This is a genomic window from Micromonospora sp. NPDC057141, from assembly GCF_042670805.1.
Lineage (GTDB): Bacteria > Actinomycetota > Actinomycetes > Mycobacteriales > Micromonosporaceae > Micromonospora.
This window is the reverse complement of sequence record NZ_JBHUVA010000044.1, coordinates 37,653-52,605: the sequence shown is the minus strand read 5'-3', so window position 1 is coordinate 52,605 and position 14,953 is coordinate 37,653. Positions and strand designations below refer to the sequence as shown.

The window sequence follows — 14,953 nt, the reverse complement described above, 5'->3', positions numbered from 1 at the left end:
GGGCCGCATCGACCTGGTCGATGCGGCCCTCGCGGGTTGGGTGCCCCGGTACGGTCCGCCACCGGTCGGGCACGCGAAACCGCCCCCGAGGCCGGTCCGGCGTCGGGGGCGGTGCCGCGCGTGGGTCGCTCAGCGCAGCAGCGGGGCCTCGGGAGATCGCAGCGAGGCGCCCAGCAGCTCGCGGTACTCGTCGATCATCGCGATGATGCTGGCCTCGTCGAAGTGCAGGCGGTTGAACTTCACGGCGCCGACCAGGTCGCCGACCGGGTCGAGGTCGAAGTCCCACAGGTTGCCGTCGAGGATCTCGGAGGTGTCCGACGAGGAGATCAGACGCCGGCGCAGTCCGGTGAAACGCATGTCACCGATGACCTCGGCCTCCAGGTCACGCGGGTACTGGAAGATCTCAAAGCCGTTGGCGGCACCGTTGACGTCCTCGAGCGACTCCTGCATCAGGGCCGGGTCGGCCTCCGCCGCGATCTCGCTGAACGGCAGCTCGTGGGAGTACGCCTCCAGCAGCGTGGTCCGGGTCCGGCGTACCAGGTCGGCGAAGGTCACGCAGTCCGACAGATCGGTCCGGATGGGCAGCAGGTTGAAGAACGGCCCGACCGTCTGCTGGAACTCCGCCTCCGTGCGACCGGACGTGAAGATCGGCGCGACGATGTCGGTCGCACCGGTCCGGCGGTGCAGGAACAGGTTGAACGCGGCGTAGAGCACCATGAACGGGGAGCTGTTCATCGACTTGGCCAGCTCCGTCGTGGCGCGGACGAGCTCCTCGTCGAACAGGAACCGGTACACCGAGTAGGCCGGCGGCGCGTCCAGCTGCCGGACCCGGTCGGTGGGGATGGTGAGAAAGCGGCCGCCGGCCAGCTTCCGACGCCAGTACTCGCGCGAGACGGTGGCGGCGGGGGCCTGGCACGCCTGGCGCTGCCAGGTCGCGTACTCCTCGTACTGGCGCACGGCCGGCAGCTCGGGCGCGGGCAGCCCTCGGCGCCGGGCGTAGCAGACGGCGATGTCCCGCATGAGCAGGTGCATGGACCAGCCGTCGCTGACTGCATGGTGGGTGATGAGCACGAGCACGGCTTCGTGGTCGTCGAACCGCCCGAGCGTGGCCCGCAGCAGCGGCAGCTGCCCGGGATCACACCGGCTGCCGTCGTCGACCTCGTTGAGGAACTCGTGCGCCCGCCGCTCGCGGTCGGCCTCGGCGGCCGGCGGAAGATCGGTGACCGCCAGGGCGGCGGGACCCGGCGGGTGGATGCGCGCGTGCGGGTGTGCCCGGTTCCTGACGATGATGGTGCGCAGTACCTCATGCCGGGCGATGACGTCGTCCAGCGCCAGCTGAAGGCTCGGGACGTCCAGCGGCCCGTGCAGGCGCCAGCCGGCCGCCACGATCTTGCGCGGGCCGAACACGCTGAACTCGTCGCCCGGGTCCAGGGCGACCCAGACCTGTTCGTTGAGCGACAGCGCACGCCGGGCGACCGCGTCGCTGGCCTGCTCGGTCCGCTGCTCAGTGGTCATCGACTGCCGTCCATTCCGGCGGATTCGCCACGATAGTTGCGCCGGCGTTGAGCACGATGGTGGCGCCGGCGTTGAGCACGATGATTGCCCCGTCGTTCGCCACGATGGTGTTCGTCCCGCCGTTGGCCATGAGCGCGTAGGCCCTGGCGTCGGTTAGGAGGGTGTTCGCGCCGCCGTTTGCGGCGAGCGCCTTGTTGCCGTTGTTCGCCATGTGCGTGTCCGTTTCGCCATCCGCCACGACTGTGCTCCTCCCGCCGTCGGGCTCACCGATCGGGCTGCCGTTCGGGCCGCCGTTCGGGCTGCCGTTGGGCGCGAGCGCGCCGGCCGCGGCGCTCGCCAGGACGGGCTGCTGGCCACCGTTCGGCGCCGCCACCGTATCGTCCGCGACGACCGCAGGTTGCCCGCCGTGCACCGGGGACGCGGGCGCCGCGGGCGGGTCCACGCCGGCGTCCGGCACCAGCGCGTCCGCGCCGGCGTCCGCCTCGGGCGCCTCCGGCTCGACCGGCGACTCTGGCGCCGGGCGTGTGCGGTCCGCCCAGGCCGCGATGCTCGGACCGGTGAGGCCGAGCACGAGGAAGGCCGCCCCGATGACGATCCAGCCGATGTAGCCCTGGTTGGCCACGAACCCGATCAGGACCAGCGGCGCGCCCGTGATGCTCAGCGTCATGACCGTGTTCAGGAAGCCGTCGTACTGCCCCTGGGCGTGCGCTGGCGGCAGGTTGAACTCGAAGACGAACCGGCCGGAGATCAGGTAGATCTGGGCGATCGAGATGAAGCCGACCCCGGCGACCACCAAGACCGTCGCGCCCGCCGCGGTCTGGTACGGCATCTCGACCAGCGTCAGGCAGGCCAGCAACAGCATGACGCCGGCGCGCCGCATGGACGAGCCGGCCTGGCGGGTGGTCCTGACGCCGGTACTCAGGCGCATCTGCAGCAGCACCGAGATGACCGTGCTGGCCACGAAGGCGAGGGCGACGGTCCAGCGCGGCGCGGGGGTGAACACGGCGATCCAGATCGGCAGCAGCTGATGCTCGACGAACGCGGACACCGTCATCAGCCCGGACACCACGGAGTAGGCCATGAACGGCCTGTCGCGCAGGACGATCCAGCGCTGCAGCCGGGCCGGCCCCCCATCCGCCGGCGGCGCCGGCTCGGGCTTTGGCAGCGGCTTGTAGTCCGGCAGGCGCAGGGTGATGGCGATGACCACCAGGTAGACGCCCGCGACGGCCAGGAACATGGCGCGGTAGGCCGTAGGCGTGCCGATTGCGATGCCGACGCCGGCGCCGACCGCCCCGACGGTGACCGCGATGCTCCCGAGCACCTGGACCTGGGTGCGGAACGTGACGGTGTCGTCGCCGCCGATGCGCCGCAGCAGCGCGCCTTCGGACGCCAGGTACGCGTACGCGAACACGTTCATGCTCATGACGATGATCAGCAGCGACCAGAAGCCCTGGATGAACACGTAGCTGGCGATGCCAGCGACCTGCCCCACGAGGCCGAACAGCACGACCCGGCGGGGGCCGAGTCGGTCGGCCAGGTCGCCCGCCACGAGGGTCAGCGGCAGGCCGATGAGCCCGGCGATCGCGATGGCCATCGCGGTCTTCGAGGTCGAGATGCCGACGATCTGCGTGAGGTACAACACGTAGATCGGCAGGAAGGCACCGTTGGCCACCATGGCGATGGCGTAGGCCGTGATGTACGTCCGCTGATGCCCCGGCGGGGGAATGTGCGACTTGGCGTACTGCACTGGATTGAACTTCATCACGACCCGCTTTCGACGCAGACCCATTGACGTGCCCGAGCGGCACTGGCGGCGAGGCGAGACACGTTCCTCGGCCAGGCAGGCACCCAAGTGAAGCAGCGGCGCACCGGCCCGTGCATATCCGAAACTGCTCCAGCTCACGGCGGACGCCTCGGTGGTACCGCCGCAACGGCGACGGCCAGGGGTGCGCTAGCGGTGGCCGTGCCGGTAGCCGATGCGCGTTACGGGGTCAGGATGCGGCCCTCGTTCGGCGGCTGCTTGCCGATGACCTGGCGGAGGAAAGCGTCCGCCAGGTCCGCCGGGCCCTGCCCGGGTCGGATCGTCAGCCACGACGCCATGCGTCGCAGGAAGCGGGTCTCCGCCGCGAGATAGCGGGCGAAGTACGCGTCCTCCCCCTCGGCGGCGATGGCCTGGTCCTCCACGGCAGGGGTGAAGAAGAACGCCGGCTGCGGGTCCGGCAGCCCGGGCGGCGCCTGGTCGGCGGGGTCCGGGTGGGTGAGGCCGATGAGCACGCCGCTGAGCAGCGACGGCGCGAAGTGTTCGTAGACCGCGCCCAGGATCGGCGCCGAACCGGTGAAGTCGACGAGCACCGCGGGCGCCGTCACGGGCGCCGATCCGATGGCGTCGTAGGTGAGCACCTCGTCGTAGCCGCCGAGGCGCTCGACGAAGGCCTTGTTCCGGGCCGAGGTGAGCGCCACGGCCGTGATGCCGGCGCCTCGCTCGCGCAGCTCGTCGACCATGCCGAGCGCTGTCTTACAGGAGGCACTGGTGACGACCATCGACTTCGCGCCGAGCGCGATCTGCTGCTCGACGAGGCCGGCGAGGTTGAACGACGCGGGGAACACGGGCCGCATCAGCGCCCGGTAGTCGTCCACGCCGTCCGGTTCGTCCGCCCGCTGAAACGTCACGTACCAGGGATGCAGGAAGGCCCGCTGCGGTGCGGTGTCCCGGAAGCCCCGCGGCGTCGCCTCCGCGTGGACGATGTGCTCGCTCGTCATCGGCACGTAGCCGAAGAACCGGGCGCCAACCGGGATGTCCGCGTTGCGCGACTCCGTGACCCGCACGAAGCTCCACAGCGGTACCCGGCCGAACCCCGGCGGCCCGGGAAAGGCGTTCCAGAAGGGCGCGTTCACGCCGTCGCCGAACTTCGCGTAGGTGACGTTGTTGGCCGTAAGGCCGAACTTCTCCAGGGCGAGCCGGACCTCGCCGGGCCGCAGCTCGCCCAGGACCGGGACGCGGATCTCGCTCTCGGTGAGGTCGTCGCGCCTGACCAGCACTTCCCATGCTTCTCGCGTGGACACTGTGCCTCCTTCGGGTGGTGTGGATCCGCTCAGCTACGCAGGTACGAGGCGCCGTTGACATCGAGGATCGCGCCGCTGGTCCACTCGGCCTGGGCGCTGGCCAGGAAGAACACGGCCGCGGCGATCTCGTCCGGCTCGGCGACCCGGCCGAATGGGCTCTGCGCCCGGATGGCATCGCCGCCCGGCGGCCGCAGGTGCTCCGTGGTCATGTCCGTCGCGACGAACCCGGGGGCCACGGCCGAGACCGAGATCCGGTACGGCGCCAGCGCGATCGCCAGCGACTGGCTGAAGGAGTTCAGGCCGGCCTTGCTGGCCCCGTAGGCGGGCGCGTCCGGCTCGCCGCGGAAGGCGCCCCGCGAGGAGACGTTGACGATCCGGCCGCCGCGCTCACGCAGGTGTCGCACCGCGCACCAGGTCACGTTGGCCGCGCCGACCAGGTTCACCCCGAGCGTGGTCCGCCAGTGCCGCTGCCAATCGGCGTAGCTGGCGTCGACGATGTGGTGGGGCGGGAAGACGCCGGCGTTGTTGATCAGGACGTCCACGCCGCCGAGCTGCCCGGCGGCCGAGTCCACCGCGCGCAGCACGGCTTCCGGGTCGGCCAGGTCGACCTCGACGAAGACGTGCCCGGCACCATCCAGCTTGCCCAGCATCTGCGCGCCAGCGCTCGCCGGTGCGATGTCGAGGATCGCGACCCGGTCGCCGGCCGCAGCGAAGCGCATCGCGATGGCCTGCCCGATGCCGGCGGCGCCGCCGGTGACGAGCACCGCGCGGCCGTTGCCGTCCTCAGCCATCGGTCAACCCCGCCTTCCCGATCCGGTCGACCGCCTCGGTCAGGACCTCGTCCGGCAGCGAGAAGCACACCCGGACGTACGGCCGGTCCGGCTGGTCCAGGTAGAACGCCTCGCCGGCGACGGTGCCGACCAGGCTGCGTTCGAGCAATAGCTCGGCCGCTTCCGTCCCGGTGGCGACCGGCATCCGCGAGCAGTCGACGTACAGGTAGTACGAACCCTCGGGCGCATTGGGCGTCAGCCCGGCGGCCGTGAAACCGTCGGCGAGAATGCGGCGCTTGCGGTCGTACATCGCCCGCAGCTCCTGGTAGTAGTCGTCGCCCAGCCGCAGCGCCCGGATGCCCAGCTCCTGCAGCGGCACCGGCGCGCATACCACGAGCGCGTCCGCGGCGAGCCGGATCCGGCTCATCAGCTCCTCCGGGCCGCAGGCATAGCCCACGCGCCATCCGGGGATGCTGAACGTCTTGCCCAGCGAGGCGATCGTCACCGTGCGGCGGCCGAGGTCGCCGACGGTCGCCGGGGCCAGGTGCGGTGCCACGCCGAAGTAGATGTCCGCGTACACCTCGTCGGTGATGACGAGCAGGTCGTGCTCCTCGGCGACGGCCGAGATGGCCGCGAGCTCCCCGGCGGTGAGCCGGCGCCCGGTCGGGTTGTTCGGCGTGCAGAGGATCATCGCCCGGGTCTTGTCGGTGATCGCCGCCCGCAGCGCGGCCTCAGTGGTCTCGAAGCCGGGGCCGGTCAACCGGACCGGTTCCGGGCTCAGCTTCAGCATCCGCAGCGCGGCCAGGTGGTAGCTGTAGAAGGGTTCGAACAGCAGCACGCCGTCGCCCGCGTCCAGCAGCGCGGTGAGCGTCGCCATGAGCGCGCCGGTCGCGCCGACCGTGGCCACCACCTGCGTCGCGGGGTCGACGCTGAGCCCGCTGTACCGCTTGAGCTTGTCGGCGACGGCCTCCCGGAAGCCAGGGAGGCCCTCGGGCGCGCTGTAGGAGTGGCCGAGGTGCTCGAAGTCCCGCGTGCCCTCGGCGAGCAGCGCGGGGGGCGGTGGCACCTGGCTGAGGCCCTGCGCGAGGTTGATCGCGCCGAGCTCCTGGCAGCGGATCGTCATTGCCCGCAGGGGCGACTGCTGCCACCCCTGCAACCGGTCGGCGACCTTCACCATCGTCAGCCTCCAATGCTGAGCTGGTCGAGCAGCCGGTCGAGCTCCGCGACGGTCGGCGCGTCGAAGAGCTCGTTCATCGAGATCTCGTGGCCGACCGCCGGGCCGACCCGGCTCGCGATGAGCATGGCGTCGATCGACTCGCCGCCCAGGGTGAAGAAGTCGTCGTCGACGCCGCACCGGGTCCTCGCGAGCACCTCGGCGAAGATGGTGCAGAGGATCTCCTGGCGGGGCGTGACGGGGGCCCGGTACGGCGCCACGCCACGCAGGTCCGGGGCCGGCAGCGTCGCGGCGCCGGCCCCGTCCACCGGGATGGCGTCAACCACGATGACGGCCGCAGGCACCGCCTCGGCCGGCAGCTGCTGCCGGACGTGCGAGTGCAGCGCGGCCATGTCGAGACCCGGCGCGCCGGGCACGATGTAGGCCACCAGGACCTCACCGGCGGATGCATCCCGGTGCTCCCGGACGACGACGTCCGCGAGTCCGGGGTAGGCGGCCAGCACGTCGTGCACGTCCTGGGTCGTAGCGGTGGTCATCAGCCGCTCACCTTCCATTTCAGGCTCCAAAGTTTCCGGCTGTCCTGCGGTACGTCCGCCGGGTTCACCGGCTCCGAATCTGCTCCAGCAGCAGCCGCACCAGATCCGGCGTCACCGCGTCGGGTTCGCCGGGGGGCGGCTCGACGACCCGGCTGCGGCCCGGCGCGGTGCCGGGAACGACGAAGCCGGGCTCACGGGACAGCACGGTGATCTCGACCGCCTCCGCGGGCGGCTTCGCCGGTAGGTCGTTGCCACACGCCAGCAAGTAGGCCAGCCAGGTCCGATACGCCACCAGCAGCTCGGTGAACGCCGGCGGGACGGTGTCGAGGCCGACCCGCTGCGCCATCGCCGTGAGGTCCTCGCGCATCAGCCGCTGCATGCCGGCCACACAGGACCACGGATCGCCATCCAGGGCCGGGCACGGGCGGGCGGCGCCGAGCTTGCCCTGGAACTCCGCGAAGCGCCCGACGACGTCGTCCGGGCCGGGCCAGGTCGGCTCAACCAGGATGGCGGTCACCTCGCGGTCGCCGGCCAGTTGTCCGGCGATCCGCAGCGACAGCCCGGCGGCGCTACAGTGGCTCACGACGAACACCCGCCGGTCGGCGGCCGCCGTGGGCTCCTCGGCGCGGAACACGGCCACCGCCTCGTCGGCCAGCGCTGGCAGGTCGGCATAGAGCCGGTCGCCGGCCACCGCACCGCGCGGGTCGACCTGGTAGAACCGTTCGCCGTCGGCCGCGTCGGCCAGCAGCTCGCTCAGCCGGCGGTCTCCGTTGAGGGCCTGGAAGTCGATGACGAGGACGGCCGCCGCCTCGCCGGAGCTGAGCTGGCGGCAGACCGGTCGGGTTCCGGCAACGGGAGGCATGGATGTTTCCTCCGTCAGGCCGCGGTCGTGGCCGGCCGCGACCAGTGCATGCCGTCGCTGGAGGGCACCAGCCCGCCGGGGCGCACCGGGTCCTGCTCGTCGGCTACGCCGCCGGTCTCCGCCTGCATCTGGATGCTCGCCCCGGCCTGCGCGACCGACCAGGCCAGCTCGTCGATGTCGCGGCTCTGCTGCTCGATGTACGCGCCGACGTCGATCAGCGCGCGCTCGTCCGACGAGCCGCCGCCGACGAGTTCCACGAAGGACTGCACCTCCGAGCCCGTGTTGCCGGTGACCTTCTTGGCCTTCCAGAAGTACGAGTGCTCGTCGGAGTGCATGTCGTAGAAGGCGACGAGGAAGTCGTGGAAGCGCGAGTACTCCTGCCGGTACCGCGCCTCGTACTCCTCGAACAGCGCCGTCTCGGCCACGTCGGTGGACCCGCCCAGGGCCGTGTTGATCGACCGGGCAGCCAGCAGCGCGCTGTAGGTGGCCAGATGCACACCCGAGGAGAAGACGGGGTCGATGAAGCACGCCGCGTCGCCGGCGAGCACCATGCCCGGCCGCCAGAACCGCTCCTGGATGTAGGAATAGTCCTTGCGCACCCGGATCTCACCGTACGGGCCGTCGGTGACCCGCTCGGCGTCGGACAGGAAGTCGGCGATCATCGGGCACTCGGCGATGAGCCCGCGCAGCGCGCGCTCCTTGTCGCCCTTGACCCGGTCCAGCGCCTCCGGCAGCAGCACCGCGCCGACGCTGGTGAGGTCGTCGGAGAGGGGGATGTACCAGAACCAGCCGGAACTGAAGGCGACGGCCAGGATATTGCCCTCGGTCGGTGCGGGCATCCGCTTGCCGCCGGTGAAGTAGCCGAACAGCGCGAGGTTGCGGAAGAACTCCGAGTACTGCCGCTTGCCGCCGACCTGGCTGTGGATCCGGCTGGTGTTGCCGGAGGCGTCGACCACGTACCGCGCGCGGATCTCGCTGCGCCGGCCGGCGGCGTCGGTGCAGCTGACCCCGACAACCCGGCCGTCCTCCTCGAGGACCTCGGTGACGGTGTGCTCCTCGCGCACGTCCACGCCGTTGCGTCTGGCGTTGTCGAGGAGGATCTGGTCGAACTTCATGCGCTCCACTTGAAACGCGGTCGACGCCGTCCCGGTGAACTTGGGCGAGATGCCGAAGGCGAACGTCCAGGGCTCGGGGTTCGCGCCCCAGCGGAAGGTACCGCCGCGCTTGATCGGGAAGCCGGCCTCGGCCAACTCCTCGGAGACGCCGAGCAACCGGCAGATGCCCTGCACGGTCGACGGCAGGAGCGACTCGCCGATCTGGTAGCGGGGAAACCGTTCCTTCTCCAGCTGCACGACCCGGTGCCCCTGCTTGGCCACCAGCGTCGCCACGGTCGAACCGCACGGCCCGCCGCCCACGACGACGACGTCCGTCTCGTTGCTGTCACTCATCATTCTTCCTTCGCTCTGCGCAGGCGAGGCCTGCGGCCTCGGCCGCCTGTGCGCTCGGTCGGCCGGGGTCGGGCTGCTGCTGGCTGTCCATGGCCGCGACGGCGCGCTCGACGGCGATCCGCGCGTGATGCAAGTCGTCGGGCTCCTGCGGTAGGTCGACGACGAAGGTGCGGGTGCCGCCGTCGAGGTACGTCCGCAGCACCTGGGCCACCTCGTCGTAGCTGCCCACGAGGTACGGCGCGAACGTATGCCGGTACCGGAACGGCACCAGCCAGTACGCGTCGTCCTCGGGCTCGTCGTCGATGGGCGAGGCGGCGAGCTGTGCTTGCCAGTTCGACTCGGTCGCGGCGAGCAGCAGCCGCATCCTCGCGGCCCCGTCCGGGTTGACCGGGAACCGTTTGCGCGCGGTCCGCCACGCCTCTGCCGAGTCCTCGCGGGCGATGATGCCGATGCTGGCGCCCGAGCCGAACCGGTTGCGGCGGATGTCCGGGTTCACGTACTCGGCGGGCGGCAGCGGGCACGACAGCTGGCTGAGCCCCAGCGCCTCGCCCGCCGCCAGGCTGGCCGGCGAGGCGCCGGACACGTACGCCGTCGGCAGCAGCTCGGCGGGCACCGGGGCCGTGAGCCGGGCACGCCGGATGGTGTAGTACCTGCCCGCGAAGTTGGTCATGCCGCCGTCGAGCAGCATCCTGACGATCGTCGCGTACTCCACGAGCCGGTCGTACCGGTCGTCGTGCGGCAGCCTGTCGCCCTGCACGGCCAGGTCGCGGGGGAACCCGCCGCTGACGAAGTTCAGGTCGACGCGCCGGCCGTACAGGTGCGCCAGCGACGACACCGACCGGGCCAGCGCAAACGGGGTCGCGTCGATCGGCTGTACCGCGACGAGGGGCACGAACGAAGTGGTGTTCAGGATCGTCGCCTGCGCCGCCGTCCACGCGTCGAGCGCGGCGCAGTCGGTGTAGATCAGGGCGCCGCGGTAGCCTGCGTCATCAGCCCACCGGGCAGTCTCCAGCAACGTCTCGAGGCGGGACCCCTCGTGGTAGGCGTAGCTGGATCGGCATGTCGAATAGAGGGTCACTCCGCTGCCGGCCAGGTCCATCCTCGGTCACGCCTGCTCGGCCCGGACGAGGCTGTTCGGCCGCATGTCGGTCCAGTGCCGCTCGACGTAGTCCAGGCACGCGGCGCGGGAGTTGGTGTCGTGCACGATGACCCAGCCGTCCGGGACGGCGATGTCGGCGGGCCACAGACTGTGTTGTCCTTCGTCATTGACGAGGACCCGGTACTGGGCGTCGGTATCCTCGAACGGATTCGTCACGGAAGCCTCATTTCGCTCGGCCCGTCCGGGCGGTGTCCGACCAGCGTGCCCCGCCTCCGAAATCCGGATCATCTCCATGGTTGCGCAGGTGTGAGCGGCACCTGACCAGGCAGTTCCCGCGCCCGGCCGCACCTCCTGGAATGCGCTGCTCTGCGCAAGAAGAAAGAGGCGTTCCGCGCCGGCGGTACCTCAACCTGGATGCCTGTCGCTCCGGGCGGCGATGCGCATGGATCGCATCCGCCGACGGACCCGAACCGGGCGGAGTAAGCCATGGAACCGTTCAAGCTCGACATTCCGCAGGCCGATATCGAGGACCTGCACCGACGCCTCACCGCCACCCGATGGCCGCAGGAGCTGCCCGGCGTCGGCTGGAAGCGGGGCGTGCCGCTGGGCTACCTGCGCGAGCTCGCCGACTACTGGCGCGACGAGTACGACTGGCGCTCGGCCGAGGCGGAGCTCAACCAGATCCCGCAGTACACCACGGAAATCGACGGCGCGACCATCCACTTCCTGCACGTGCGATCGCCGGAGCCGGACGCGAGGCCGCTGCTGCTCACTCACGGCTGGCCCGGCTCGGTGGCGGAGTTCCTCGACGTCATCGGCCCGCTCAGCGACCCTCGCGCGCACGGCGGCGCGGCGGCCGACGCGTTCCACCTGGTGATCCCGTCGATCCCCGGCTACGGCTTCTCGCAGCCGCTGGCCGAGACCGGCTGGGACGTGCCGCGGATCGCGGCGGCGTGGGCCGAGCTGATGCGCCGGCTCGGCTACGAGCGCTACGGCACGCAGGGCGGTGACGCCGGCTCGGTGATCTCACTCGAGGTCGCCCGGACGGATCCGGACCACGTCATCGGCGCCCACGTCAACATGCTCATGACCTTCCCGTCGGGCGACCCGGCCGAGCTCGCGGACCTGAGCGAGACGGACCAGGCCCGGCTGGGCAAGCTGGCCCGGTTCGACGCGGAGCTGTCCGGCTACATGAAGGTGATGGCGACGCGGCCGCAGACCATCGCCTACGGGCTGAACGACTCCCCCGCCGGGCTGCTCGCCTGGATCGTGGAGAAGTTCGGCGAGTGGACCGACTCCGGCGGCGTGCCCGAGGACGCGGTGAACCGCGACCGGATGCTCACGACCGTCTCGATCTACTGGTTCACCCAGTCCGCCGGCCCGTCGGCCCACTTCTACTACGAGGGTGCCGAGGGCGTGCGCCAGGCCGTGTCCGGGGTGCAGCCCCCGCCGATCACGACGCCGGTCGGCGTCGCGGTGTTCCCGCACGACATCTTCGTCCCGCTACGCCGGCTCGCCGACCGGGACCTCCCGACGCTGTCGCACTGGACCGAGTTCGACCGCGGCGGCCACTTCGCCGCGCTCGAGCAGCCGGCATTGCTCACCGACGACGTCAGGTCGTTCTTCCGTGGGCTCGCCTAGCCCGCAACGTGTCCGTTTCGCCCGACCGATTGGAAGATCTCAGATGCAGATGCACTGCCCTGTAGCCCTGGATCCGACGGGGAGCAACATTCATGGCGAGGCCGCCACCCTGCGTGAGCAGGGCCCGGCGACCCAGGTGGAGCTGCCGGGCGGCGTCATCGCCTGGTCGCTCAACCGCCACGACGTCATCAAGAGCGTCCTGACCGATCCGCGGGTGACGAAGAGTGCCCGTAACCACTGGCCGGCGTTCATCAACGGCCAGATCCCGCCGGACTGGCAGATGATCAGCTGGGTCGCCATGGACAACATGGTCACCGCCTACGGCAAGGACCACGTCCGGCTACGCAGACTCGTCGGCAAGGCGTTCACGCCGCGGCGGACGGAGGCGATCCGGCCGCGTATCGAGGAGCTGACCGGTCAGCTGCTCGACGCGCTCGCCGCGGTGCCGGCCGGTGAGGTGGTCGACCTGCGGGAGGGGTTCGCCTACCCGCTGCCGGCCCGCCTGGTCGCCGACCTTATCGGCATGACGGAAGAGGCCAGGGCCGAGACCGCCAAGGTCATCGACATGATGGTCGACACCACCGTGACCCCGGAGCAGGCCCAGGCCGTGCTGGCCGGCTGGCGGGGCGCGATGGCCGAGCTCATCGCGACCAAGCGCCGGCAGCCGGGTGAGGACATCACCAGCGACCTGATCGCGTCGCGGGACGAGGACGGGTCGCGGCTGAGCGAGCAGGAGCTGACCGACACCATCTTCGCGATCCTCGGCGCGGGCTCTGAGACCACGATCAACTTCTTCGACAACGCGATCACCTCCCTGCTCACCCACCCCGACCAGCTGGAGCTGGTGATGTCCGGCAAGGTCTCGTGGGACGACGTGATCGACGAGACGCTGCGGGTGGAGTCGCCACTGGCGCACCTGCCGCTGCGGTACGCGGTGACGGACATCGAGCTGGACGGGGTCACCATCCCGCAGGGCGACCCGATCCTCGTCAACTACGCCGCGGTGGGCCGTGACCCGGCCCTGCACGGTGCCGACGCCGATCGCTTCGACATCACCCGGGCGGACAAGGCACACCTCTCGTTCGGGCACGGTCCGCACTACTGCCTCGGCGCCGGCATCGCCCGGCTCGTCGCGACCATCGGCCTGTCCAGCCTCTTCGAGCGGTTCCCGGACCTGCAGCTGGCCGGCCCCGCCGCGGACCTCCTGCCGCTGCCGACGTTCATCATGAACGGCCACCGCACCCTGCCGGTACGGCTGACGGCCGCCGCCTGACGCGGGCCTACGTCCGACCCTTCCGACTCAGGGCCAGTGCCTCAGGCACTGGCCCTGAGCTCTGTCGTCGACCCGCTTGCAAATGGAAAGGGGCCCCGCTGCTGCGGGGCCCCTTCGCCGGTGATCGATCGATCATGCGGCGGCGCCGGCCGGCGCCGGCGTGCCCGACTGGGGCGGCGTGCCGTGCTTCAGCACGCGGTAGACGGTGTCCGGGCTCATGAGCTCCGTCGGCGGGTCCACCAGGCCGGCCACCCGCATGAAGATCCGGGTCACCATGCCGTCGCGGGTCGCGGCGGACTGCAGCAGCGCCATGTAGGCGTTCATCATCTGCACCTCGGGCGGCCGCGGCCCCTCCACCTCCGGGAAGCCGAGGTCACCGCCGGCCGAGACTTGCCAGGGCACCTCGATGACTCCGGCGATGTCCCGCAGGAACGCCAGCGGCTCCGGCAGGCCCTTGCGCAGGTGCTCGCTGAGCACGACCGCCTCCTGGGCGGCGACCGTCATGCCCTGCCCGTACACGGGATTGAAGCTGCACGCCGCGTCACCCAGCACCACCAGCCCGTCGGGGAACTCCTCGAGCAGGTCGTACCGGCGGCGGACACTGGCCGGATAGGTGAAGGACACCGGGTCGTCGAGCGGCTCGGCGTCCTTGATCACGTCGTACACGTCCGGCACCGGCAGCGAGCGCACCCACTCGAGGAAGCCCTCGGGGTCGGTCGGGGCGGCGTCGCCGAGCACGCCGGTGAGCGACAGGATCGACCGGCCGTCCTGCACGCGGGAGAAGAAGGCGCCGCGCGGGTGCGACGGCGAGGAGACCGGGTTGATGGACAGGTCGCCGTCGAGGATCGACTCGTCGGGCAGCCGGTAGTGCCGAGTCGTGTAGGTCAGGTCGATCTTGATGCGCTCCTCGGCGGGCCGCGGGAAACCGAGCTCCTCGAGCCACACCGGCGTCCGCGAGCCGCGCCCGGTGGCGTCGACGACGAGGTCGGCGTCCACCGTCTCCTCGGTGCTGCCGTCGGTGCGCCGCTGGATCCGGGCACCGGTCACCCGCCGGCCGCCCGGCTCGGCCCGCAGCCCGACGATGTCACACTCCTCGATGAAGGTGACGTTGGGCAGGGCCGCCACGCGCGCCCGCACGTGGCTCTCCAGCACGGGCCGGTCGGCGGACACACACACCAGGCCGGTGCTCTTCGGCCGCAGCCGCTGCCCATTGAAGAACCAGCGCAGCTCGCCGAGGTCGCCGGTCGGTATCCCGGCGGCGATCGCCTCGGCGGTGAAGCCAGGGAACAGCTCGTCCAGGATCTGCTGTCCCCGCGCGAGCAGGCCGTGCGTGTGCCGCCCCTGCGGCACGCCGCGCCGGGCCTCGGTCACCCCCGTCAACCGGTCGCGGTCGACGATCACCACCTCGGCGAACGCGTCGGCCAGCACCCTGGCCGCGAGCAGCCCCGCCATACTGCCGCCGAGCACCAGGGCCCGCTTTCCCACCTGGCTGTTCATCGCACTCATCTCCATCCGGGCCGGATTGGTCGTTTCCTTGGCTGTGTCGCATCTGATGCACTGCATCGCGGCCGG

Annotated in this window: 13 protein-coding genes; 2 read left to right on the top strand and 11 right to left on the bottom strand. The window is 71.0% G+C overall.

The window, feature by feature from the left end; all coding sequences use genetic code 11:
* Positions 1-129: 129 nt before the first annotated feature.
* The 10 genes from ACFT41_RS21080 to ACFT41_RS21035 all read right to left on the bottom strand — a co-directional run bounded on the left by ACFT41_RS21080 (position 130) and on the right by ACFT41_RS21035 (position 10,683).
* Positions 130-1,515: a condensation domain-containing protein gene (locus tag ACFT41_RS21080; RefSeq protein WP_377586674.1), complete on the bottom strand. Its 1,386-nt coding sequence runs from the start codon at positions 1,513-1,515 to the stop codon at positions 130-132.
* Positions 1,505-3,418 (bottom strand): MFS transporter, encoded by a 1,914-nt coding sequence (locus tag ACFT41_RS21075; RefSeq protein ID WP_377586673.1) that lies wholly within the window; start codon positions 3,416-3,418, stop codon positions 1,505-1,507. Before ACFT41_RS21075 ends, ACFT41_RS21080 begins: the two co-directional genes overlap by 11 nt.
* 80 nt (positions 3,419-3,498) lie before the next feature.
* A complete protein-coding gene (locus ACFT41_RS21070) occupies positions 3,499-4,578 on the bottom strand; it encodes a DUF2855 family protein (RefSeq protein WP_377613958.1) in 1,080 nt (359 codons plus the stop codon).
* A 29-nt stretch (positions 4,579-4,607) separates the two neighbouring features.
* Positions 4,608-5,369, bottom strand: coding sequence for an SDR family NAD(P)-dependent oxidoreductase (locus ACFT41_RS21065; RefSeq protein WP_377586671.1), 762 nt, complete (start codon positions 5,367-5,369; stop codon positions 4,608-4,610).
* Positions 5,362-6,525 carry a pyridoxal phosphate-dependent aminotransferase gene (locus tag ACFT41_RS21060; RefSeq protein WP_377586669.1) on the bottom strand — a complete coding sequence of 388 codons (1,164 nt, stop codon included), beginning with the start codon at positions 6,523-6,525 and terminating at the stop codon, positions 5,362-5,364. The genes ACFT41_RS21065 and ACFT41_RS21060 overlap by 8 nt, the downstream gene beginning before the upstream one ends.
* 2 nt (positions 6,526-6,527) lie before the next feature.
* Positions 6,528-7,058, bottom strand: coding sequence for a phosphopantetheine-binding protein (locus tag ACFT41_RS21055; RefSeq protein WP_377586667.1), 531 nt, complete (start codon positions 7,056-7,058; stop codon positions 6,528-6,530).
* A gap of 64 nt (positions 7,059-7,122) precedes the next feature.
* Positions 7,123-7,920: a hypothetical protein gene (locus ACFT41_RS21050; RefSeq protein ID WP_377586665.1), complete on the bottom strand. Its 798-nt coding sequence runs from the start codon at positions 7,918-7,920 to the stop codon at positions 7,123-7,125.
* Positions 7,921-7,934: 14 nt separating this feature from the next.
* Positions 7,935-9,368: a tryptophan 7-halogenase gene (locus ACFT41_RS21045; RefSeq protein WP_377586663.1), complete on the bottom strand. Its 1,434-nt coding sequence runs from the start codon at positions 9,366-9,368 to the stop codon at positions 7,935-7,937.
* Positions 9,361-10,467, bottom strand: coding sequence for an LLM class flavin-dependent oxidoreductase (locus ACFT41_RS21040; protein ID WP_377586661.1), 1,107 nt, complete (start codon positions 10,465-10,467; stop codon positions 9,361-9,363). Before ACFT41_RS21040 ends, ACFT41_RS21045 begins: the two co-directional genes overlap by 8 nt.
* A gap of 6 nt (positions 10,468-10,473) precedes the next feature.
* Positions 10,474-10,683, bottom strand: a complete 210-nt coding sequence (locus ACFT41_RS21035; RefSeq protein ID WP_377586659.1) for an MbtH family protein — start codon at positions 10,681-10,683, stop codon at positions 10,474-10,476.
* Between the two features lie 270 nt (positions 10,684-10,953).
* Here ACFT41_RS21035 and ACFT41_RS21030 point away from each other — a divergent pair, with 270 nt between their 5' ends.
* Both ACFT41_RS21030 and ACFT41_RS21025 read left to right on the top strand, forming a co-directional pair.
* On the top strand, positions 10,954-12,108 hold the full coding sequence (locus tag ACFT41_RS21030; RefSeq protein WP_377586657.1) for an epoxide hydrolase family protein: 1,155 nt from the start codon (positions 10,954-10,956) through the stop codon (positions 12,106-12,108).
* Between the two features lie 43 nt (positions 12,109-12,151).
* A complete protein-coding gene (locus ACFT41_RS21025) occupies positions 12,152-13,381 on the top strand; it encodes a cytochrome P450 (RefSeq protein ID WP_377586655.1) in 1,230 nt (409 codons plus the stop codon).
* Between the two features lie 132 nt (positions 13,382-13,513).
* Here the strand turns inward: ACFT41_RS21025 and ACFT41_RS21020 are convergent, their stop codons facing one another.
* On the bottom strand, positions 13,514-14,878 hold the full coding sequence (locus ACFT41_RS21020) for an FAD-dependent oxidoreductase (RefSeq protein WP_377586653.1): 1,365 nt from the start codon (positions 14,876-14,878) through the stop codon (positions 13,514-13,516).
* Between the last annotated feature and the right edge of the window lie 75 nt (positions 14,879-14,953).

Coding starts and splice junctions, on each gene's coding strand:
- ACFT41_RS21080 (WP_377586674.1), bottom strand. CDS start 1,515: ATGACCACTGAGCAGCGGACCGAGCAGGCCAGCGACGCGGTCGCCCGG.
- ACFT41_RS21065 (WP_377586671.1), bottom strand. CDS start 5,369: ATGGCTGAGGACGGCAACGGCCGCGCGGTGCTCGTCACCGGCGGCGCC.
- ACFT41_RS21060 (WP_377586669.1), bottom strand. CDS start 6,525: ATGGTGAAGGTCGCCGACCGGTTGCAGGGGTGGCAGCAGTCGCCCCTG.
- ACFT41_RS21055 (WP_377586667.1), bottom strand. CDS start 7,058: ATGACCACCGCTACGACCCAGGACGTGCACGACGTGCTGGCCGCCTAC.
- ACFT41_RS21050 (WP_377586665.1), bottom strand. CDS start 7,920: ATGCCTCCCGTTGCCGGAACCCGACCGGTCTGCCGCCAGCTCAGCTCC.
- ACFT41_RS21045 (WP_377586663.1), bottom strand. CDS start 9,368: ATGAGTGACAGCAACGAGACGGACGTCGTCGTCGTGGGCGGCGGGCCG.
- ACFT41_RS21040 (WP_377586661.1), bottom strand. CDS start 10,467: ATGGACCTGGCCGGCAGCGGAGTGACCCTCTATTCGACATGCCGATCC.
- ACFT41_RS21030 (WP_377586657.1), top strand. CDS start 10,954: ATGGAACCGTTCAAGCTCGACATTCCGCAGGCCGATATCGAGGACCTG.
- ACFT41_RS21025 (WP_377586655.1), top strand. CDS start 12,152: ATGCAGATGCACTGCCCTGTAGCCCTGGATCCGACGGGGAGCAACATT.
- ACFT41_RS21020 (WP_377586653.1), bottom strand. CDS start 14,878: ATGAACAGCCAGGTGGGAAAGCGGGCCCTGGTGCTCGGCGGCAGTATG.